This is a genomic window from Pseudomonas sp. CFBP13509 (genome assembly GCF_005233485.1).
GTDB classification, from domain to species: domain Bacteria; phylum Pseudomonadota; class Gammaproteobacteria; order Pseudomonadales; family Pseudomonadaceae; genus Aquipseudomonas; species Aquipseudomonas marginalis.
The window spans coordinates 117,973-137,059 of the sequence record NZ_QGAA01000002.1 but is presented as its reverse complement, the minus strand read 5'-3'; the positions used below and the strand labels follow the sequence as shown (position 1 = coordinate 137,059).

Sequence of the window (19,087 nt, the reverse complement as noted above, 5' to 3'; positions counted from 1 at the left end):
CGCGTGAGATTGCGTTATGGATGGTATTTTCCTGCAGCAACTGGTCAACGGCCTGACCCTCGGGTCGGTCTATGGCCTGATCGCCATCGGCTACACAATGGTCTATGGCATCATTGGCATGATCAACTTCGCCCACGGCGAGGTTTATATGATTTCCGCTTACCTCGCGGCGATCAGTCTGGCACTGCTGGCTTACTTCGGCATCGAATCCTTCCCGCTGCTCATTCTCGGCACCCTGATCTTCACCGTGGTCGTCACCGGCGTGTACGGTTGGGTCATCGAACGGGTCGCCTACAAACCGCTGCGCAACTCCACCCGCCTGGCTCCGCTGATCAGCGCCATCGGCATCTCCCTGATCCTGCAGAACTACGCGCAGATCGCCCAGGGTGCGAAACAACAAGGCATTCCAACCCTGCTGGCCGGCGCCTGGCGCGTCGACATCGGCAGTGGGTTCGTCCAACTCACGTACACCAAGGTCTTCATCCTCGTGGCGGCGTTTGCCGGCATGGCGTTGCTCACCTACATCATCAAGTACACCAAGCTCGGCCGCATGTGCCGCGCCACCCAGCAAGACCGCAAGATGGCCTCGATCCTGGGGATCAACACCGACCGCGTGATCTCCTACGTGTTTGTCATCGGTGCCGCCATGGCGGCCCTGGCCGGCGTGCTGATCACCCTCAACTACGGCACGTTCGACTTCTACGCCGGCTTCATCATCGGCATCAAGGCGTTTACCGCAGCGGTACTCGGCGGCATCGGTTCCCTGCCTGGGGCGATGCTGGGCGGGATCATCCTGGGTATTTCCGAGTCGTTGTTCTCGGGGTTGATCAACTCCGACTACAAAGACGTGTTCAGTTTCTCCCTGCTGGTGGTGATTCTGATTTTCCGTCCCCAGGGCCTGCTTGGTCGCCCACTCGTGGCTAAGGTGTAAACATGTCTGCTGCCAAACCCATCGATATCAAGAAAAGTGTGGTCGATACGGTCCTTGCCGGGCTGATTTCGTTGATCGTGTTCGGTCCGATCGTCGGCGTGGTCCTCGACGGCTACAGCTTCAACCTGGAACCGGCCCGTGTGGCTACCCTGGTCGCCATCGTGATGGCCGGGCGCTTTGCCCTCAGCCTGTTCCTGCAAACCCCCAAGGGCCTGAAGATTCTGCAGGGCTTCGAAAGCAGCGGCTCCGGCGTGCATGTACTGCCACCGGACTACAAGTCGCGGCTGCGCTGGATCATCCCGGCGCTGATCGTGATCGCCATCGTGTTCCCGATCTTCGCCAACAAGTACCTGCTGACCGTGGTGATCCTCGGGCTGATCTACGTGTTGCTGGGCCTGGGCCTGAACATCGTGGTCGGCCTGGCCGGGCTGCTCGACCTGGGTTACGTGGCGTTCTACGCCATCGGCGCCTACGGCCTGGCGCTGGGTTATCAATACCTCGGCCTGGGCTTCTGGAGCGTGTTGCCGCTGGCAGCCATCGCAGCGGCGCTGGCGGGATGCATACTCGGCTTTCCGGTGCTGCGAATGCACGGTGACTACCTGGCCATCGTGACCCTGGGCTTCGGTGAAATCATTCGCCTGGTGCTCAACAACTGGCTCTCGTTCACCGGCGGCCCCAACGGTATGCCGGTGCCTTCGCCGACCTTCCTGGGCCTGGAGTTCGGGCGCAAGGCCAAGGAGGGCGGGGTTCCGTTCCACGAGTTCTTCGGCATCGACTACAACCCCAATATCAAGTTCATGTTCATCTACATCGTGCTGTTCCTGGTGGTGCTGGCCGTGCTGTACATCAAGCACCGCCTGACCCGCATGCCGGTCGGCCGCGCCTGGGAAGCCTTGCGCGAAGATGAGATCGCCTGCCGCTCCATGGGCCTGAACCACGTGCTGGTCAAGCTCTCGGCCTTCACCATTGGCGCGTCCACTGCCGGTTTGGCCGGGGTGTTCTTCGCCAGCTACCAAGGCTTCGTCAACCCGTCGTCGTTCACCTTCTTCGAGTCGGCGCTGATCCTGGCCATCGTGGTACTGGGCGGCATGGGCTCGACGGTCGGCGTGGTGATTGCCGCGTTCGTGTTGACCGTCGCGCCTGAACTGCTGCGCAGCTTCAGCGAATACCGCGTGCTGCTGTTTGGCGTGCTGATGGTGGTGATGATGATCTGGCGACCGCGCGGCCTGATCCGGATCAGCCGCACCGGTGTGACACCGCGCAAGGGGGTAGCGCCATGAGCAAGGAAGTCGTCCTCTCCGTGGAACACCTGATGATGCACTTCGGTGGCATCAAGGCCTTGAGCGATGTGAGCCTCAAGGTCGAACGCAACTCGATCTTCGCCCTGATCGGCCCCAATGGAGCCGGCAAGACCACCGTGTTCAACTGCCTCACCGGCTTCTACAAAGCCAGCGGCGGCAAGATCGAACTGAACATCCGCGGCAAGCAGACCAATGTGATCCAGCTGCTCGGCGAACGTTTCAAGGCGGTCGACTTCGTGTCGCCGAAAAGCTTCTTGAACCGGGTGTACTACAAGATGTTCGGCGGCACCCACCTGGTCAACCGCGCCGGCCTGGCCCGGACCTTCCAGAACATTCGCCTGTTCAAGGAAATGTCGGTGCTGGAAAACCTGCTGGTGGCCCAGCACATGTGGGTCAACCGCAACATGCTGGCGGGCATCCTCAACACCAAGGGCTACCGCAAGGCCGAAAGCGATGCCCTCGACCATGCGTTCTACTGGCTCGAAGTGGTGGACCTGGTGGACTGCGCCAACCGCCTGGCCGGTGAGCTTTCCTACGGCCAACAGCGCCGCCTGGAAATCGCCCGCGCCATGTGCACCCGGCCGCAGATCATCTGCCTGGACGAACCGGCAGCGGGCCTCAACCCCCAGGAAACCGAAGCCCTCAGCGCGATGATTCGCCTGTTGCGCGACGAACACGACCTGACGGTGGTGCTGATCGAACACGACATGGGCATGGTGATGAGTATTTCCGACCACATTGTGGTGCTGGACCACGGCAACGTGATTGCCGAAGGCGGGCCGGAAGCGATCCGCAACGACCCGAAAGTGATTGCCGCCTACCTGGGCGCCGACGAAGAGGAGCTGGTATGAGTGCACCTATCCTCGAAATGAAGGACCTGGACGTGTTCTACGGCCCGATCCAGGCCCTGAAAAAAGTCTCGCTGCACATCAACGAAGGCGAAACCGTCAGCTTGATCGGCTCCAACGGCGCGGGTAAATCCACGCTGCTGATGTCGATCTTCGGCCAGCCACGGGCCGAGTCGGGGCAGATCCTCTACAACGGCGTCGACATTACCCACAAGTCGTCCCACTACATTGCCTCCAACGGCATTGCACAGTCGCCGGAAGGGCGGCGGGTGTTCCCCGACATGACCGTCGAGGAAAACCTGCTGATGGGCACCATCCCCATTGGCGACAAGTTCGCCCAGGAAGATATGCAACGCATGTTCGAGCTGTTCCCACGGCTCAAGGAGCGACGTAACCAGCGCGCCATGACCATGTCCGGTGGCGAGCAGCAAATGCTCGCCATCGCCCGCGCGCTGATGAGCCGACCCAAGCTGTTGCTGCTGGACGAACCGAGCCTGGGCCTGGCGCCGATTGTGGTGAAGCAGATCTTTTCCACCCTGCGCGAGCTGGCCTCCACCGGGATGACCATCTTCCTGGTGGAGCAGAACGCCAACCATGCACTGCGTTTGTCGGATCGGGCGTACGTGATGGTCAACGGTGAGATTCGCCTCACAGGCACCGGCAAGGAGCTGCTGGTGAACGAGGAAGTGCGCAACGCTTACCTCGGTGGCCACTGATCTAAATAACGACGCAGTACCCCTGTGGGAGGGGGCTTGCCCCGATGGCGTTGTATCAGTCAGCACACCTGAAACTGACACACCGCCATCGGGGGCAAGCCCCCTCTCACATTTGTTTTGTGTCGCCTGCAAGACCGATCCCAAATTGTGGAAAACAAATCCAGCCCCCCTCCAAAGCGCGACATATAGCCGCCGCAAATCCCTGTTTTGTCACACTTTTGACTTGTCCCCATTCACTGTGGAACCGGCTGTGGGTAACGTGGGAGTAGCTGGCTGAACCCCTTTAAAACCGTGGCTTTCAGCTGTGTGGTTGTTTTTTGATCAGTGGCTTTTTCGCGGCCGATCGAGGGGTTTGTCAACCTGTTTAAAGACACAGGTATATGACTGAAATATGTCCCGCCCGCCTGTGGATAAGTCTGTGACTAAACTCTGGAAAGACGGCCGCAGAGGCCGGAATGACTGGCCTGGAGCCATCGCTCGATTTGTCCCGCTGCCCCTGGGCCTACATACGCCTTCGTCCAGGTCAAGCAAAAAACTTTCTAAAATCGCCTGGAAGCCTTGTACACAGCGGCCTGAAGCGTTTTGCACTTGCCCCCAGAGACTGTGGGCGCAGCTGTGGATAACCTGCGCGCATATGGCTGCAAGCCACGGTTCATAAGGCTTTGGTCTGAATGATTAAAAAATGACCAGTCGTGCATGAAGTTCTGTGCATGGCGGTTGCCGCAACTGCGGCGTAAGGGCATTCTGCTGGCTGATTTTTTTCCCGATGCCCGCAAGGAGAACACCATGTCCAACACGCTGTTTATTACTGGCGCCACCTCAGGTTTTGGCGAAGCCTGCGCCCGTCGGTTTGCCGAGGCCGGCTGGAAACTGGTGCTTACCGGTCGTCGTGCCGAGCGTTTGAATGCGCTGGTCGAGGAGCTTTCCAAGCAGACCGAAGTGCACGGCCTGGTGGTGGATGTACGGGATCGCAAAGGCATGGAAGACGCGATCGCCAACCTGCCGCCATCGTTCGCCACCCTGCGCGGGCTGATCAACAACGCCGGCCTGGCCGTGGGCACTGACCCGGCGCCCAAGTGCGACCTCGACGACTGGGAAACCATGGTCGATACCAACATCAAAGGCCTGCTGACCACCACCAGCCTGCTGCTGCCGCGCCTGATCGCCCATGGTCGTGGCGCCGGGATCATCAACCTGGGCTCCATCGCCGGCAGCTACCCGTACCCGGGCAGCCATGTGTATGGCGGTTCCAAGGCGTTCGTGAAGCAGTTCTCCTTGAACCTGCGCTGTGACCTGCAGGGCACCGGCGTGCGTGTGACCAACATCGAGCCGGGCCTGTGCGAAAGCGAGTTCTCCCTGGTGCGCTTCGGCGGTGACCAGGCGCGCTACGACGCCACCTACGCCGGTGCCGAGCCGATCCAGCCGCAGGACATTGCCGACACCATCTTCTGGGTGCTGAACACGCCGGCGCACGTCAACATCAACCGCCTGGAACTGATGCCGGTGAGCCAGACCTGGGCTGGATTTGCGATTGAGCGGGGGGCCAAGTAAGGCTCTAGACCGCGTTGCTCCCGATGAGGCCCAGCAGGTCACCCGAGATGCTGGATCAGCCCCTGGTAGCAGGTTGCCAAATGATACGGTGTGGTCGATGGCATATCCCGTCGGCTCACCGCGCCGTTGGCATCCAGGCATTCATGCCAGCCTTTCTCATGCAGGAAATGCTGTTGCAGCGCCAGCAGTTGGCGCTGCAGCACCGCCTCACTGCCAGGACGCAAGGTCAGTGCCCGCAGGTACTCGGCCTGGGCCCAGATACGCTGGGTGCCGTCGCGCACGCTGCCGTCGAGCGCCAACATGCCGCTAACCGCTCCGGTCGCGCCGTCCACACCCTTGTGCTCAGCGTAGGCAAACGCCCGCGTCAGTGACGCATGCAGCGGGGTGCCGCGCAGCACGGGCGACGATTCGAGCAAAAAGAACCACTCGAACTGGTGCCCCGGCTCAAACCAGTTATCCACAGCGCCCAGCGGCTTTTCCATCATCACGCCGTGCCGGCGGTCGATGAAACGCTGCTGCATGGCCGTCGCCAAGGCCAGCAGGGCCGCTTGCACAGGGGCATCCTCGCGCACCGCAAGTGTGGCGAGGAAACCTTCGGCCAGGTGCATCAACGGGTTTTGCAGCGGGCCGGACTGGAGGGACGACCAGTTGCGTTCCAGCACCGCCTCGTACAGGCCGTCTTCGGTGGCGAAGCGCTGGGCCACGACTTCGAGGGCGGCGTTCAGCACCGATTCCACCAGCGGTTCACGCACCTTGGCCCAGTAATGGGCGCAGGCAAAGATGATGAAGGCGTGGGTGTAGAGGTCTTTTCGCTTGTCCAGCGGCTGGCCGGCGGGGTCGACGCTGTAGAACCAGCCGCCGTGTTCGGCATCGTGGAAATGCCGTTGCAGGGAGCGGAACAGCACCGCCGCGCGCTCTTCAGCGAAGGCCGCCCCTGGCTCGCCGATCAGGCTGGCGAACAGGTACAACTGCCGCGCGCAGGCCATGGCGCGGTAGCGTTGCGGGGGCAGTGGGCGGTGATCGGCGTCCAGCGCCTCATAGGGCAGCGCCAATTCGGCATTCCAGCCCGGGCCCTGCCAGAGCGGCACGATCAGGGTGTGGAAGTGCGTGAGCACGGCATTCAAAGAAGGCTGGGGGGCGGAGCTTGGAGCGATGGGCATCGGCTGGCGTCGTCACGGCAGGGGTGTAGGCGCGCATGGTAGCAGAGGGGCAGCTTTAAGTTGTGAGCTGCAAGCTGCAAGTAAGAGCGGTTCGGCTTTTACTTGCAGCTTGCGACGTTTAGCTGGCGAGCAGCCACACCCCAGTCGCCGCCGAAGCCGCTCCGGCAATCCGCACCAACGGTGCCGCTGCGGCCGGCAACCAGCGCACCAGCGCATACCCGGCCGCGTGCAGTGCAGCGGTCGCGCCGACAAAGCCGGCGGCATACGCCCAAGGGCTCGACATGTCCGGCAGCTCCAAGCCATGGGCCACACCATGGAACAACGCAAACAACGCCGTCGCACCCATGGCCATGAACAACGGCGGACGCACCGCCAGTGCCACCGCCAGGCCCAGGGCCAGCACCGAGGCGGCGATCCCGCTTTCCAGTGCGGGCAATTGCAGCCCTTCGAAACCCAGCACGCCGCCCATCAGCATGGTGCCGACAAAGGTGCACGGCAGGGCCCAGCGCGCGGCACCCTTTTGTTGCGCGGCCCACAGGCCGACCGCGACCATGGCCAGCAGGTGGTCGAGGCCGCCCAGCGGGTGGCTGATACCGGCCACCAGGCCGTTGTCGCCGTGGCCAGGGTGAGCGAAGGCCAGGGCGGGCGCGAGCAGCAGGGCGGCGGCTGCGAGGAATTTATTGAGGTTCATAAACAGGTTCCTTATGGGTTGATCAGGCGGCGGTCAGCAGGCCTTGGCGTTCGATGAAGGCGACGATTTCTTCCAGGCCTACCCCGGTTTTCTGGTTGCTGAACACAAAGGGTTTGCCGTTGCGCATGCGCTGGGTGTCGCTGTTCATCAGCTCCAGCGACGCGCCCACCAGCGGCGCCAGGTCGATCTTGTTGATCACCAGCAGGTCGGATTTGCAAATACCAGGCCCGCCCTTGCGCGGCAGCTTGTCGCCGGCGGACACATCGATCACATAGATGGTCAGGTCCGACAGCTCCGGGCTGAAGGTGGCCGACAGATTATCGCCGCCGGACTCCACCAGGATCAGGTCCAGGCCGGGAAAGCGGCGGTTGAGTTGGTCCACCGCTTCCAGATTGATCGAGGCGTCCTCGCGAATCGCCGTGTGCGGGCAGCCGCCGGTTTCCACGCCGATGATGCGCTCCGGCGCCAGGGCCTGGTTGCGCACCAGGAAGTCGGCGTCTTCGCGGGTGTAGATGTCGTTGGTGACCACCGCCAGGTTGTAGCGATCGCGCAGCGCGAGGCACAGGGCCAGGGTCAGGGCGGTCTTGCCGGAGCCGACCGGGCCACCGATACCGACACGCAGGGGTTGTGTGTTCATGTCTGATTCTCCAAAAAAACCTTAGGAACGGAACAGGCGGCTGTACTGGCGCTCGTGGGCCATGCTCGCCAGCGACAGGCCGAAGGCGGCGCTGCCGAAATGGTGGGGGTCGATGCGGGCGGCGTCGTGCTGGGCCTGTTGCAGTAGGGGCAGCAGCTCGCTGGTCAGGCGCTGCGCGGCTTGCTGGCCCAGGGGCAGGGTTTTCATCAGCACGGCCAATTGGTTTTCCAGCCAGCTCCAGAGCCAGGCGGCGAGGGCGTCGTCGGCGCTGATCGCCCAGGCGCGCGCGGCCAGTGCCCAGCCCAGGGCCAAGTGCGGTTCGCGGCGTTGCTCCAGGAAGCTGCGGGCGTCGCTGTCCAGTTCCGGCAGGCCATTGAGCAACTGCTGCAGGGAATAACCCATCTGCCGACTTTCCTGATACAGCTCCCGGGTTTCGCGGCTGGCTTGATGCGCTTCGCACAGCTGCGCCAACGCTGGCCAGTCCTGCTCTGCAGCGGCGCGGCAATGGGCGAGCAACAGCGGGGCTTCGAAGCGCGCGAGGTTGAGCAGCAATTGGTCGCTGATCCAGCGCCGAGCGCTGGCGGCATCGTTGACGTGGCCGTTCTCCACGGCCATTTCCAGGCCTTGGGAATAGCTGTAGCCGCCAATCGGCAATTGCGGACTGGCCAGACGCAGCAGCGCCCAGGCTGGGTTCATAGACGTACGCCGAACTGATGCAGCTTGGGCGGGTAGTTGAAATCTTCATCGCCATGCCGGGAGTGGTGGTGGCCGCCGCCATAGGCGCCGTGTTCCGGTTGGAACGGCGCCTCGATGGTTTCGGTGTGGGCGCCCAGTTGCTCAAGCATGGCCTTGAGCACGTAGTCGTCGAGCAGGCGCAACCAGCCATCCCCCACTTGCAAGGCCACATGGCGGTTGCCGAGGTGGTAGGCGGCGCGGGTCAGTTCAAAGGCGTTGCTGCAGGTGACATGCAACAGGTGTTCAGGGCGGGCGCACACGCGTACGACACGTCCGTCTTCGGCTTGCAGGAATTCGCCATCGTGCAACGGCGGCTGGCCGCGCTCCAGAAACAGGCCGACGTCTTCACCGTCGGCACTGAAACAGCGCAGGCGGCTCTTGCTGCGTGCTTCGAAATTCAGCAGCAGCTCAGCGGCCCAGAGGGCTTGGGGGGCGATTCGGCGGTGGATCACCAGCATCAGGAAGCTTCCAGCTATGAGCGATGGAAGTGCTAGAGCAAGGGGCTTGCCAATCAGGTATTGATGTAGGAATTCTCTGTCGGTGCGCGAGGAGATGCCACTGAATAGGGCGGGGCTGAGTACTGCGAGTGCTTAATGTTGGTGCTCTGTCGGATATTGAGCACTTAAATGGGGCGTTTTTTGTGGGCGAGTGGTGTTTATCACATCAAGTTCCTTCCGTTTTTTTCGTATGTGGAATTTTCGGATTTGTCCTACTGGATGTAAGGATTCGGCGTTCATCTGCTTACGCGCCAGACCGTTAGGATTTGCGCCGTGCTAAACATCCACGGCGAGTTCCAGTATGTTCAAATCAATTGTGTGTTTATTCATTTTCAGTCTTTACCTGGTCACTCCCTCGTCCTCGGCCAATATCAAGCCGCGCGGGGTAGCCCCTCTCGAGATCGCGACGCCCCTGCAGTCGCTGCAAAAACGCCCAGCCATCGACAATGTGATCGACCGCGCCCATCAATTGCTGGGTACCTCGTATAAATGGGGCGGGAACACGGTGGAGCAGGGCTTCGACTGCAGCAGCTTGCTGGTCTACCTGTTCAGGACCGAAGCCAATATCCGTATACCCCGCACCACGGCGGCGATGCACCGTTCAAATGCCATGACGATCAAGCGTAACGCGCTCAAACCTGGGGATGCGGTGTTCTTCAAAGGTAATGGGCGCAGTCAGGTCAGCCATGTCGGCCTTTATATAGGCGAGGGCAAATTCATTCATTCGCCGCGCGCCGGCAAGACGGTGCGAATCGACTCGCTGAACAATCGCTACTGGAACAAGAACTACAGTACCGCCAAGCGCTTTCACTCGGCGGGCTAGCCGGCTTACTCCGTACTGCCCAGGCCTTGCCAATGCTTGAGGCCGATAAAGATAAAGCGCAGTTGCTGGGTGATTTTCGCCTGGGGCGTGAGGTGGGCAGGCAAGGCCTGGGCCGGTGGGTCAATGATGTCGGGAAGGGTGGCGAACACGCTCTTGACGATCAGGTCGGCCATTACATGCAGGCCATCGGCGTCCAGGTGCTGCAACTTGGGCATCAGGGTCAGGTCGGCCGCCAGGTCGCGGGTGATGTCTTCACGCAGGGCACCGATGGCTTGGCGCACCGCCAGGCAACCGCCGTATTGCTCGCGGGCCAGGAACAGGAATTGCGAGCGGTTGGCCGAGACCACATCGAGAAAAATCCGCACTGAGGCATCGATAATGCCGCCCATCACGAATTCGTTGTGGCGCACCAGGCGAATGGTGGCGCGAAAGGTCTGGCCCACCTCACTCACCAATACAAGTCCAAGCTGGTCCATATCGGCAAAGTGGCGATAGAAGCCGGTGGGGACAATGCCTGCGGTCTTGGCCACTTCACGCAGGCTCAGGCTGCCAAACCCACGGCCACACTCCATCAGATGGCGGGCAGCGTCCATCAGGGCGAGGCGGGTCTGTTGCTTCTGTTCGGCACGGGGCAGCATGGGCGGGCGGGCTTTGTCGGCAAGTACAGCGACGCACTCTAGCAAAACAGCTTCATTGACGTCGAACTTGGCGGGGAATAGGTGGGGAGTGTTGCGTGACAGGCGCTACAAAAAGTCAAAAGCCCGGTCGGCAGATCGGGCTTTTTTCTGGGCCACCACAGGGTCAGCTCTGAGCTTGATGCAGTTCTTGCAGGCGATCAGCACCACCTTCGGCAACACCTTCGGTGTAGGCACGTTCGTTGGCTTGTTCCGCACCACCTTCAACCAGGCCTTTCTGTTCCAGGCGATCACGGCCACCTTCGGCAACACCTTCAGTGTAGGCACGCTTGTTGGCGTGTTCCGAACCGTTTTCAGCGACAGCACCTTTGGCGTAGTCACGGTTCTCGTCTTCTTGCGAACCGCTGCGGGCCAGGGTCTGGTTGAAGTGAACGGCGTCAGCCTTGGCTTGTGGGGTAACCTGTTCGGCGGCTGGCAGGGCAAAGGCGCTGGAAGCCAGGATGGATAACAGGACGGTAGCGAGTACTTGGCGTTTCATGATGGGTTGCTCCTTGGGAGGGCGATAAAGTGGGTACAGGGCTAATGCTACTCTCGATAAGTCGATATAAAAGTTCATAAACACAATGGTAATAATCAACAGAATTGATTGTTCGTCAGGGAGGCTCTAGATCGGGCCTCTCAAGCACGCGGTTTTGCACCGAGGTGGGTATTTTCGACACGAACGCGGGTAACAATGGTGCGCCGTGGATGATCGAATCTGTCGAAACGGTCAGGAAAGCAGGTTTTCAAGGGTAAATCGGAGATTGGGTTAAACCCACGAGCGGTTTGCCAGTCGTAGTTTTATAAGCTGTCCTACAGGTGTTGGTTCAGCCGGTCGTATTCAGGAGTCCTGTGCAATGACGCGCACTCGTAAAATCGTCATGTGGAGCTGCGCCAGCTTCGTTGTGTTAATCGCTGTGGTGGTACTGGTCCTGGTGTTCTTTGACTGGAACCGCATCAAACCGCCCCTCAATGCCAAAGTCTCCGAAGAACTGCATCGCCCGTTTGCCATCAACGGCAACCTGGTGGTGGTGTGGGCACGTGAGCCGGACGAAGGCGGCTGGCGCGCCTGGGTGCCGTGGCCCCATGTGATTGCCGAGGACCTGACCCTGGGCAATCCCGACTGGTCAAAAAAACCGCAGATGGTCACGCTGAAAAAGATCGAGCTGCGTATTTCGCCGCTGGCGTTGCTGGTGCAGCGCGTGGTGATCCCCCGTATCGACCTCACCGAACCGAGTGCCGAGTTGCAGCGCCTGGCCGATGGCCGCGCCAACTGGACGTTCACGTTCGACCCCAAGGACCCCGACGCCGAACCTTCCAACTGGGTGGTGGACATCGGCGCCATTGGGTTCGACAAGGGCCACGTGACCCTCGACGACCAGACCCTCAAGACTCAGTTGGACGTGATCATCGACCCCCTGGGCAAGCCGATCCCGTTCGGCGAAATCGTCGGCGACGCCGATGCCAGGAAGGCCCTGGAAAAAGGCTCCGCGCCCCAGGACTATGCGTTCGCCCTCAAGGTCAGGGGCCAGTACCACGGCCAGAGGCTCGACGGCAGCGGCAAGATCGGCGGCCTGCTGGCCTTGCAGGACGCGGCCAAGCCGTTTCCGCTGCAAGCCCAGGTCAAGATTGCCGATACCAGCATCGCATTGGCGGGCACCTTGACCGACCCGTTGAACCTCGGCGCCCTGGACCTTCGCCTGAAACTGTCCGGCAGCAGCCTGGGTAACCTCTACCCGCTGACCGGCGTCACCTTGCCGGATTCGCCGGCCTACTCCACTGACGGCCACTTGATCGCCAAGTTGCACGAGGCCAGCGGCGCGTCATTCAGCTACGAAAACTTCAACGGCAAGATCGGCAACAGCGATATTCACGGCAACCTCGCCTATGTCGCCAGCCAGCCACGTCCCAAGCTCAGCGGTGCGTTGGTGTCCAACCAATTGCTGATGAGCGACCTCGCCCCCCTGATCGGTGCCGACTCCAACGCCAAGCAAAAAGCGCGTGGCGGTGAGAGCAAACAGCCGGCGACCAAAGTGCTGCCGGTGGAAGAGTTCCGCACCGAGCGCTGGCGCGACATGGATGCCGATGTGGAATTCACCGGCAAACGCATCGTGCACAGTGCCGAATTGCCCTTCAACGACCTGTACACCCACCTGGTGCTCAACGACGGCGAACTGAGCCTGGAACCGCTGCGATTCGGCGTCGCCGGCGGCAAGCTGGATGCGCAGATCCGCTTGAATGGCCGCACCACACCGATGGAAGGCCGCGCCAAACTGACTGCACGCAACTTCAAGCTCAAGCAGTTGTTCCCGACCTTCGAACCGATGAAAACCAGCTTCGGTGAACTCAACGGCGATGCCGATCTTTCCGGGCGCGGTAACTCCGTTGCGGCGCTGCTGGGCAGCTCCAACGGTGACCTGAAGATGCTGATCAACGACGGCGCCATCAGCCGTGGCCTGATGGAAATTGCCGGGCTCAACGTCGGCAACTATGTGGTGGGGCGCCTGTTCGGCGACAAGGAAGTGAAGATCAACTGCGCGGCGGCGGATTTCGGGATCAAGACCGGCCTGGCAACCACGCGCTTGTTTGTGTTCGATACCGAGAACGCGATCATCTATATCGATGGCACCGCCAACATGGCCACCGAGCAGTTGGACTTGACCGTCACACCGGAATCGAAGGGCTTCCGCCTGTTTTCCCTGCGTTCGCCGTTGTACGTCAATGGCCCGTTCATCAAGCCCAATGCGGGTGTAAAAGCCATTCCCCTGGCCCTGCGGGGCGCGGGCATGGTGGCACTGGGTGTGATCGCCGGCCCGGCAGCGGGTCTGTTGGCGCTGGTGGCACCGAGCGCCGATGCGCCGAACCAGTGTGCGCCGTTGTTGCAGCAGATGAAGGAAGGAAAGGCGCCGAAGACGGTGAAAGGCTGATCGTTGAAATTGTCAGAAAGGGCGACCCTTTGGTTAATGCCAGTCAGTTAAGCGTACATCGCCTCCTGTAGGAGCGAGCTTGCTCGCGAAAAACGTCAACGATAACGCGCGCTTCCTGAATGAACGCGGCGCCTGTGAGTTTTTCGCGAGCAAGCTCGCTCCTACAAAAAGCCTTAACTGACTGGCATTAGACCCTTTGGTCGCCTTTTTTATCGGGGCGCCGTAAGTATGATCCTTGTCTTGTGTAGCTCATTTCTGAAGCGCTAAAACCGCCCCTGTTTCCCCTTACACCTCCTGGGTTGCCTTCCTATAGTCGACCGCCACAGTCACTTGGAGGTGTAATCCATGCAGGGAGCCTACGCATTTATCAATGAGCGACCACAGCCGTATCCACTGCTCAAGCTCAGTCTTTCTCTTAGCCCTTATACGCAAACAAAGTTCGACATCGTCAACCAACACATCCGCAATGTGGTGGCCTTGCCGGGGCAGTTGGTGATCATTCCTGATGCGCGTACGGCGTCTTGCACCGCTGAAGAAGCGCAACTGATGCGCGCTGCGCAGAACATAAAACATGCGTTGCTGGCGCATTCCGCAACCGATCAGTTTTTGATCAAAAACTACGATCTACTACAGATCATCATGACCAATGCTTCGATCGGTGTCGGGAGTGCCAGCAGTGCCTGGAGTAAGCATCTTGCGGCAGTCGAGAGGACACTCCACGAAATCGACGCTTTGCATAAGCAGTACTTGAGCAAGGGTACAACGGCCGCGAGGGATGAGTTTCTGGCTAAACGCAGGATGTTGTTTGCAAAGCTGGAGGAGCAGCTCTCGGGTATGGCTCGTTTTGGTACGGGCCTGAAAAATGAAGGGTCGATAAAAAAGATGTTGGGTATTTCTACTAAAAGCTATTGGCATCACGGTGAAATTCGTAAGTACGAAGAGACAGTCAAGCGCATCGCCAAAGCATCACAGATGTTGAAAAAGGGTACTTATATCGGTATCGCACTGGATGTTGGAGCGACGGCCTTGGAAATAACGGAGGCATGTTCCACCGGGCGCGAGCAGGAATGTACTCGGGCGAAGTTTGTGGAGGGAGGGAAGCTGGTGTTAGGAGTTGGTGGCGCCGCTTACGGGGGGTACGCAGGAGTGGGACTTGGGGTTGCCGTATGTGCAGCAGTTTTTGCCATACCTACCGCCGGAGCGAGTGCGCTAGGCTGCGCCATAGTGGGCGGGGCCATTGGTGGCCTCGCCGTGGGTGCTTTAGGAAGCCACACGGGTGAGCAAATAGGAACCCGCCTTTATGAAGTTTCAGGGGGGGAATGATGCCAGAGTCCATCGGTATGTGGTCGGGTGTGTTGATGTTGCTGAGCGTTCCCTTAAATTTATATGTCATCTATACAAGGCTTGAAGAGGCTGAAGACTATCTCAAGTTCAGTTCATTCATAGTGACGTTCAAATACAAGTTTGGATTCGGACCGTTTGGTGGGAAGTTGAAACGTCTCTTCGCTATTGCCCCTGTCATCCTTATGCCGAGGCTTTTTCAATGGAGATACCTCGTACTCGTTGAGGATGTGAAACGTATTCCAAGAAGTCTCAAGCTTTGGATTGTAGTTCCCTACCTGCTAACTATGTCTTCCTTCGCTGGAATGGCCCTGTCTTGGTTTCTGACTGGATAACGGTCATGGCAGAAAAAGTGGGGAGAGCCGGTTAACCAACTCTCCCCACCTTTTTGCGCCGCTATTTACAGGCTTTCGAGGATGTCGGCCATATCGTCCGCATGCTCTTCTTCCTGAGCCAGGATCTCTTCAAACAGACGGCGCGTGGTTGGATCCTTATCACCGATGTACTGGATGATTTCGCGGTAGCTGTCCACCGCGATCCGCTCGGCCACCAGGTCTTCGTAGACCATTTCCTTCAAGCTGTTACCGGCCACGTATTGGGCATGGGAGTTCTTCGACAGCAGGTCCGGATTGAACTCCGGCTCGCCGCCCAGTTGTACGATGCGTTCGGCGAGTTTGTCGGCGTGCTCGGCTTCCTGGGTGGCGTGTTCGAGGAATTCCTGCGCTGCGACGGCAGCTTTGACGCCGCTGGCCATGAAGTAGTGGCGCTTGTAGCGCAGCACACACACCAGTTCAGTGGCCAGGGAGCCGTTGAGCAGGCGGATGATCTCTTCGCGGTCGGCGTCATAGCCCTCGGTCACGGCACCGTTTTCGACGTTCTGGCGGGCGCGGCTGCGCAGGGTCGCAACGTCAGTCAAGTTTGCTTCAGTCATCTCAATCTCCTGGGGCTAATCCGGTTTTACGCCACGCTCTGTCGGCGTGATCGCTCCCAGTTGTGAGTCACGGGCGCGGCAAAAAGTTTTATTGGATTTGCCTGGCGTGTCATCAGCGCGTCGCCGGAATTGGGCTAGCCTGCCATCATCCTTTCTTGATCAAGGACGTTTGGTTCATGTCGCAGTCGTTAGCCACGCGTTATCCCTTGGTGCTGGTGCCCGGCATGCTCGGGTTCGTGCGCCTGGGGTTTTTCCCTTACTGGTACGGCATTGTCCCGGCATTGCGGGCGGGTGGGGCGCAGGTGTTTCCCATCCAGGTGGCGCCGCTGGACTCCAGCGAGGTGCGTGGCGAGCAGCTGCTGGCGCAGATCGAGCGGATTCGCCTTGAGACCGGCGCCGACAAGGTCAACCTGATCGGCCATAGCCAGGGCGCGCTGACCGCCCGTTATGCGGCGGCCACGCGCCCGGAGTGGGTGGCGTCGGTGACGTCGGTGGCCGGGCCCAACCACGGTTCGGAACTGGCGGACCATATCCACGCCCATTATCCGGCCGACAGCGTGAAGGGGCGGCTGATGAGCGCACTGTTTCATCTGGTTGCAACGCTGATGAGCCTGCTGGAAACCGGTTATCGCGGCCCGCGCTTCAAGGCGGACTTGCAGGCGTCCCACCATTCCCTGACCAGCGCAGGTGTGGCGCTGTTCAACCGCAAGTATCCCCAAGGGTTGCCGCACACCTGGGGCGGGCACGGGGCGGAGGTGGTCAATGGCGTGCGCTACTACTCATGGTCCGGCACCTTGCAACCGGGCAAGACCGATCGCGGACGCAACCTGCTGGACGGGACGAATCGCAGTTGCCGATTGTTTGCCCGCAGCTTCGTGCGCGAGAAGGGCCAGTGCGACGGTATGGTCGGGCGCTGCAGCTCGCACCTGGGGCGGGTGATCGGCGATGACTACGCCCTGGACCACTTCGATATCGTCAACCAATCCATGGGCCTGGTCGGCAAGGGCGCCGAGCCTATCCGCCTGTTCGTCGAGCATGCCCAGCGCCTGAAGGCGGCCGGGGTTTAAGCCTGGCGGCGGACCGGTGTGGTCCAGCGCTCCGACAAAATCACCCCGCCCAGCGTCAGCAAACCGCCCACCAGGTGATACAACGCCAATTCTTCCCTGAGCACCACGGCCGCAATCAATGCGGTAATCAACGGCAGCAGGTTGAAAAACAACGTGGTGCGGCTGGGTCCCAGGGTCTTCACCGAATGCATCCACGCCAGTGGCGCGAGCATCGAAGCCAGCAAGCACGCATAGAGCACCAGCGGAATATTCGTCCAGCCCAGGCCGGCTTTTGCCGAGAACAGAAACAGCGGAAACAGCACCACCACCGCCACCAGCACCTGCAAATACAGGAGCACCAGCGGCGGCAGGCGCAGTTGCCATTTTTTCAACAGGGTGCTGTAGACCGCGTACGCCAGGGTCGCGACCAGCATCATCGCATCGCCCAGGTTCACGCCGTGCTGCAGCAACGCGCCAAGGCTGCCGGCCGACACCACCACCACCACCCCGGCGAACGACAGCACCGCACCCGTCAGCGCGCCAAAGGTCAGGCGCTGGCCCAGGCTGATGATGGCCGCCGTCAAGGCCATCAACGGCATCAACGACAGGATGATGCCCATATTGGTGGCGCTGGTCAGCGAGGCGGCGTAGTACGCCAGGCTCTGATACACCGCCATGCCCAGCACGCCGAGGATGCCGATCTTGCCCAGGTTCGGGCGAATCAGCGGCCAGTGGGTGATGACCGGCTTGAGCATGAACGGTGTAAACAGCAATGCAGCCAGTAACCAGCGGTAAAAGCCGATTTCAGCGGGGAAGATCGAACCCACGGCCAGTTTGTTGACCACGGTATTGCCGGCCCAGATAAAAATGGCCAGCAGGGGATACGCGTATTGCATCGAAAGAAACCAGATGTGTTGATGAGCCAGGATTATCCCTTGTCTGGATCGAAGCCTATACTGCGATCCAGACAAACGACCTCTGTATCCAGACAATATGGCCCGACACACCGTACGCCTTGCGGATTTTGGCAGCCTGCCAAGCCCCGTGTACTTCCGTTACTCCGACTTTGCCCCCGACACTGAGTGCACCCCGCACCAGCATGTCTGGGGTTCGCTGGACTACTCCGCCAGTGGCGTAATGCGCATGGAAGTGGCCGGCAACCGCTTTATGTCGCCACCGCAATACGCGGTGTGGATCCCACCCAATACCGAACACAGTTCCTACAACGCCGAGGCGATTGTCTACCGTTCGGTGGGCCTTTCGCCGCCGCTCTGCGAGCAATTGCCCCAGCAGCCCTGCACCCTGGCGATCAGCGACATCCTCAAGGCCATCCTCAGCGACTTCGCCCAGCGTGACGTCAACATCCCGCACTCCGACGCCGATATTCGCCTGGCCCAGGTGCTGGTCGATCAGCTCAGGCAGGCGCCGATCCACGAGGGTTTTTTGCCCTACGCCCGCCACCCCGGGCTGCTCGGCGTGTTGGAAGGCATGCAGGCCGACCCCGCTGACAACCGCCCCCTGGCGCACTGGGCCGAGCAGGTGCATGTCAGCGAGCGCACCCTGGCGCGACAATTTGTGCGCGAGCTGGGCATGAGCTTCGGCGAATGGCGCCAACGCTTGCGCTACCTTGCCGCCATCGAAGCCCTCGACAGCGAGCGCAGTGTGCAAAATGTGGCGTTTGACCTCGGCTACAGCAGCGCCTCGGCGTTTATCGCGATGTTCCAGCGCCAGGCCGGCTGCACCCCGGAGCAGTACCGGCGGACGAATATTCGCAGCCGATGAAGATGTAACAAGGTTTGGCTACACTGCTGGGTAGGCCGTGCCTCCCGGCACGGTAACAGGGAGAAAACTCCATGAAGATGCTGCGTATTCCGTTGTTGATGATGGGCCTGCTGCTGTGTTCCCAGGGCTTCGCCGCCACCGCCCAGCAAAACAAGATGACCACCTGCAATGCCGAAGCCACCACCAAGACGCTCAAAGGCGACGAGCGCAAGGCTTTCATGAAAACCTGCCTGTCGGCCCCGGCGGCCAATGATGCGAAGACGCTCACCCCGCAACAGCAGAAGATGAAGGATTGCAATGCGTCGGCGAAAACCAAGGCGTTGACCGGCGATGCGCGCAAGACCTTTATGAGCACTTGTCTGAAGAAATAATAGCCCCGGGCCATAGAAGGCTGCGACACTCGTACACAGCCCCCCTGTAGGAGCGAGCTTGCTCGCGAAGAACGCAATTACCCCGCGTTTATTCAGAATAAACGCGTTATCGTTGGCGACCTTCG

Annotated in this window: 21 protein-coding genes; 12 read left to right on the top strand and 9 right to left on the bottom strand. The window is 60.4% G+C overall.

Annotation, left to right across the window (positions count from 1 at the left end; all coding sequences use genetic code 11):
- Positions 1-16 precede the first annotated feature (16 nt).
- From PspCFBP13509_RS04060 to PspCFBP13509_RS04035, 5 genes are all read left to right on the top strand, one after another.
- Complete coding sequence (locus PspCFBP13509_RS04060) at positions 17-931, top strand: ABC transporter permease subunit (RefSeq protein ID WP_003236186.1); 915 nt, start codon at positions 17-19, stop codon at positions 929-931.
- Between the two features lie 2 nt (positions 932-933).
- Entirely contained in the window at positions 934-2,211 is a 1,278-nt protein-coding gene (livM, locus tag PspCFBP13509_RS04055; RefSeq protein ID WP_027607702.1) for a high-affinity branched-chain amino acid ABC transporter permease LivM, read from the top strand.
- Positions 2,208-3,083 (top strand): ABC transporter ATP-binding protein, encoded by an 876-nt coding sequence (locus PspCFBP13509_RS04050; protein ID WP_137211601.1) that lies wholly within the window; start codon positions 2,208-2,210, stop codon positions 3,081-3,083. Before livM ends, PspCFBP13509_RS04050 begins: the two co-directional genes overlap by 4 nt.
- Positions 3,080-3,796 carry an ABC transporter ATP-binding protein gene (locus PspCFBP13509_RS04045; RefSeq protein ID WP_024073112.1) on the top strand — a complete coding sequence of 239 codons (717 nt, stop codon included), beginning with the start codon at positions 3,080-3,082 and terminating at the stop codon, positions 3,794-3,796. Before PspCFBP13509_RS04050 ends, PspCFBP13509_RS04045 begins: the two co-directional genes overlap by 4 nt.
- Positions 3,797-4,582: 786 nt before the next feature.
- Positions 4,583-5,347, top strand: coding sequence for an SDR family oxidoreductase (locus tag PspCFBP13509_RS04035; RefSeq protein ID WP_053134501.1), 765 nt, complete (start codon positions 4,583-4,585; stop codon positions 5,345-5,347).
- A 38-nt stretch (positions 5,348-5,385) separates the two neighbouring features.
- Here PspCFBP13509_RS04035 and PspCFBP13509_RS04030 read toward each other — a convergent pair whose 3' ends face one another.
- The 5 genes from PspCFBP13509_RS04030 to ureE all read right to left on the bottom strand — a co-directional run bounded on the left by PspCFBP13509_RS04030 (position 5,386) and on the right by ureE (position 9,028).
- The gene (locus PspCFBP13509_RS04030; protein WP_065925607.1) at positions 5,386-6,507 is read right to left on the bottom strand and encodes an AGE family epimerase/isomerase; all 1,122 of its coding nucleotides are present in this window, start codon (positions 6,505-6,507) and stop codon (positions 5,386-5,388) included.
- 118 nt (positions 6,508-6,625) lie between these two features.
- Complete coding sequence (locus tag PspCFBP13509_RS04025; protein ID WP_065947136.1) at positions 6,626-7,198, bottom strand: HupE/UreJ family protein; 573 nt, start codon at positions 7,196-7,198, stop codon at positions 6,626-6,628.
- Between the two features lie 22 nt (positions 7,199-7,220).
- Positions 7,221-7,835, bottom strand: coding sequence for an urease accessory protein UreG (gene ureG / locus PspCFBP13509_RS04020; protein ID WP_012721947.1), 615 nt, complete (start codon positions 7,833-7,835; stop codon positions 7,221-7,223).
- 21 nt (positions 7,836-7,856) lie between these two features.
- The gene (locus PspCFBP13509_RS04015) at positions 7,857-8,531 is read right to left on the bottom strand and encodes an urease accessory protein UreF (protein WP_074848607.1); all 675 of its coding nucleotides are present in this window, start codon (positions 8,529-8,531) and stop codon (positions 7,857-7,859) included.
- Complete coding sequence (ureE, locus tag PspCFBP13509_RS04010) at positions 8,528-9,028, bottom strand: urease accessory protein UreE (RefSeq protein ID WP_065947138.1); 501 nt, start codon at positions 9,026-9,028, stop codon at positions 8,528-8,530. Before ureE ends, PspCFBP13509_RS04015 begins: the two co-directional genes overlap by 4 nt.
- A gap of 340 nt (positions 9,029-9,368) precedes the next feature.
- Here ureE and PspCFBP13509_RS04005 point away from each other — a divergent pair, with 340 nt between their 5' ends.
- Positions 9,369-9,890, top strand: coding sequence for a C40 family peptidase (locus tag PspCFBP13509_RS04005; protein ID WP_065925603.1), 522 nt, complete (start codon positions 9,369-9,371; stop codon positions 9,888-9,890).
- A gap of 5 nt (positions 9,891-9,895) precedes the next feature.
- Here the strand turns inward: PspCFBP13509_RS04005 and PspCFBP13509_RS04000 are convergent, their stop codons facing one another.
- Both PspCFBP13509_RS04000 and PspCFBP13509_RS03995 read right to left on the bottom strand, forming a co-directional pair.
- A complete protein-coding gene (locus tag PspCFBP13509_RS04000; protein ID WP_017526383.1) occupies positions 9,896-10,528 on the bottom strand; it encodes a TetR family transcriptional regulator in 633 nt (210 codons plus the stop codon).
- A 163-nt stretch (positions 10,529-10,691) separates the two neighbouring features.
- Complete coding sequence (locus PspCFBP13509_RS03995; protein ID WP_065925601.1) at positions 10,692-11,063, bottom strand: hypothetical protein; 372 nt, start codon at positions 11,061-11,063, stop codon at positions 10,692-10,694.
- 358 nt (positions 11,064-11,421) lie between these two features.
- Between PspCFBP13509_RS03995 and PspCFBP13509_RS03990 the strand changes: the two genes are divergently transcribed.
- The 3 genes from PspCFBP13509_RS03990 (at position 11,422) to PspCFBP13509_RS31580 (ending at position 15,167) form a co-directional block, all read left to right on the top strand.
- On the top strand, positions 11,422-13,491 hold the full coding sequence (locus tag PspCFBP13509_RS03990) for an AsmA family protein (protein WP_137211600.1): 2,070 nt from the start codon (positions 11,422-11,424) through the stop codon (positions 13,489-13,491).
- A 345-nt stretch (positions 13,492-13,836) separates the two neighbouring features.
- Positions 13,837-14,814 (top strand): hypothetical protein, encoded by a 978-nt coding sequence (locus PspCFBP13509_RS03985; protein ID WP_137211599.1) that lies wholly within the window; start codon positions 13,837-13,839, stop codon positions 14,812-14,814.
- Entirely contained in the window at positions 14,814-15,167 is a 354-nt protein-coding gene (locus PspCFBP13509_RS31580) for a hypothetical protein (RefSeq protein WP_242001051.1), read from the top strand. Before PspCFBP13509_RS03985 ends, PspCFBP13509_RS31580 begins: the two co-directional genes overlap by 1 nt.
- Before the next feature lie 65 nt (positions 15,168-15,232).
- On the opposite strand, the gene PspCFBP13509_RS03975 is transcribed toward PspCFBP13509_RS31580, so the two are convergent.
- On the bottom strand, positions 15,233-15,763 hold the full coding sequence (locus PspCFBP13509_RS03975) for a ferritin-like domain-containing protein (RefSeq protein ID WP_027607715.1): 531 nt from the start codon (positions 15,761-15,763) through the stop codon (positions 15,233-15,235).
- A 176-nt stretch (positions 15,764-15,939) separates the two neighbouring features.
- On the opposite strand from PspCFBP13509_RS03975, the gene PspCFBP13509_RS03970 reads away from it, so the two are divergent.
- On the top strand, positions 15,940-16,830 hold the full coding sequence (locus PspCFBP13509_RS03970) for an esterase/lipase family protein (protein WP_065925597.1): 891 nt from the start codon (positions 15,940-15,942) through the stop codon (positions 16,828-16,830).
- Here PspCFBP13509_RS03970 and PspCFBP13509_RS03965 read toward each other — a convergent pair.
- On the bottom strand, positions 16,827-17,705 hold the full coding sequence (locus tag PspCFBP13509_RS03965; RefSeq protein ID WP_065947143.1) for a DMT family transporter: 879 nt from the start codon (positions 17,703-17,705) through the stop codon (positions 16,827-16,829). The two genes, PspCFBP13509_RS03970 and PspCFBP13509_RS03965, sit on opposite strands and share 4 nt — an antisense overlap.
- 97 nt (positions 17,706-17,802) lie before the next feature.
- Here PspCFBP13509_RS03965 and PspCFBP13509_RS03960 point away from each other — a divergent pair, with 97 nt between their 5' ends.
- Positions 17,803-18,591: an AraC family transcriptional regulator gene (locus tag PspCFBP13509_RS03960; protein ID WP_065925595.1), complete on the top strand. Its 789-nt coding sequence runs from the start codon at positions 17,803-17,805 to the stop codon at positions 18,589-18,591.
- A 71-nt stretch (positions 18,592-18,662) separates the two neighbouring features.
- Positions 18,663-18,962, top strand: coding sequence for a PsiF family protein (locus PspCFBP13509_RS03955; protein ID WP_065925594.1), 300 nt, complete (start codon positions 18,663-18,665; stop codon positions 18,960-18,962).
- Positions 18,963-19,087 lie beyond the last annotated feature (125 nt).

Excerpts from the sequence above, each read along its gene's own strand:
- PspCFBP13509_RS04045 (WP_024073112.1), top strand. The coding sequence starts at position 3,080 with ATGAGTGCACCTATCCTCGAAATGAAGGACCTGGACGTGTTCTACGGC.
- livM (WP_027607702.1), top strand. The coding sequence starts at position 934 with ATGTCTGCTGCCAAACCCATCGATATCAAGAAAAGTGTGGTCGATACG.
- PspCFBP13509_RS04030 (WP_065925607.1), bottom strand. The coding sequence starts at position 6,507 with ATGCCCATCGCTCCAAGCTCCGCCCCCCAGCCTTCTTTGAATGCCGTG.
- PspCFBP13509_RS03985 (WP_137211599.1), top strand. The coding sequence starts at position 13,837 with ATGCAGGGAGCCTACGCATTTATCAATGAGCGACCACAGCCGTATCCA.
- PspCFBP13509_RS03960 (WP_065925595.1), top strand. The coding sequence starts at position 17,803 with ATGGCCCGACACACCGTACGCCTTGCGGATTTTGGCAGCCTGCCAAGC.
- PspCFBP13509_RS03990 (WP_137211600.1), top strand. The coding sequence starts at position 11,422 with ATGACGCGCACTCGTAAAATCGTCATGTGGAGCTGCGCCAGCTTCGTT.
- PspCFBP13509_RS04015 (WP_074848607.1), bottom strand. The coding sequence starts at position 8,531 with ATGAACCCAGCCTGGGCGCTGCTGCGTCTGGCCAGTCCGCAATTGCCG.
- ureE (WP_065947138.1), bottom strand. The coding sequence starts at position 9,028 with ATGCTGGTGATCCACCGCCGAATCGCCCCCCAAGCCCTCTGGGCCGCT.
- PspCFBP13509_RS03995 (WP_065925601.1), bottom strand. The coding sequence starts at position 11,063 with ATGAAACGCCAAGTACTCGCTACCGTCCTGTTATCCATCCTGGCTTCC.
- PspCFBP13509_RS04000 (WP_017526383.1), bottom strand. The coding sequence starts at position 10,528 with ATGCTGCCCCGTGCCGAACAGAAGCAACAGACCCGCCTCGCCCTGATG.
- PspCFBP13509_RS03965 (WP_065947143.1), bottom strand. The coding sequence starts at position 17,705 with ATGCAATACGCGTATCCCCTGCTGGCCATTTTTATCTGGGCCGGCAAT.
- PspCFBP13509_RS03970 (WP_065925597.1), top strand. The coding sequence starts at position 15,940 with ATGTCGCAGTCGTTAGCCACGCGTTATCCCTTGGTGCTGGTGCCCGGC.
- PspCFBP13509_RS04050 (WP_137211601.1), top strand. The coding sequence starts at position 2,208 with ATGAGCAAGGAAGTCGTCCTCTCCGTGGAACACCTGATGATGCACTTC.
- PspCFBP13509_RS04035 (WP_053134501.1), top strand. The coding sequence starts at position 4,583 with ATGTCCAACACGCTGTTTATTACTGGCGCCACCTCAGGTTTTGGCGAA.
- PspCFBP13509_RS03955 (WP_065925594.1), top strand. The coding sequence starts at position 18,663 with ATGAAGATGCTGCGTATTCCGTTGTTGATGATGGGCCTGCTGCTGTGT.
- ureG (WP_012721947.1), bottom strand. The coding sequence starts at position 7,835 with ATGAACACACAACCCCTGCGTGTCGGTATCGGTGGCCCGGTCGGCTCC.
- PspCFBP13509_RS04005 (WP_065925603.1), top strand. The coding sequence starts at position 9,369 with ATGTTCAAATCAATTGTGTGTTTATTCATTTTCAGTCTTTACCTGGTC.
- PspCFBP13509_RS04060 (WP_003236186.1), top strand. The coding sequence starts at position 17 with ATGGATGGTATTTTCCTGCAGCAACTGGTCAACGGCCTGACCCTCGGG.
- PspCFBP13509_RS04025 (WP_065947136.1), bottom strand. The coding sequence starts at position 7,198 with ATGAACCTCAATAAATTCCTCGCAGCCGCCGCCCTGCTGCTCGCGCCC.
- PspCFBP13509_RS03975 (WP_027607715.1), bottom strand. The coding sequence starts at position 15,763 with ATGACTGAAGCAAACTTGACTGACGTTGCGACCCTGCGCAGCCGCGCC.
- PspCFBP13509_RS31580 (WP_242001051.1), top strand. The coding sequence starts at position 14,814 with ATGCCAGAGTCCATCGGTATGTGGTCGGGTGTGTTGATGTTGCTGAGC.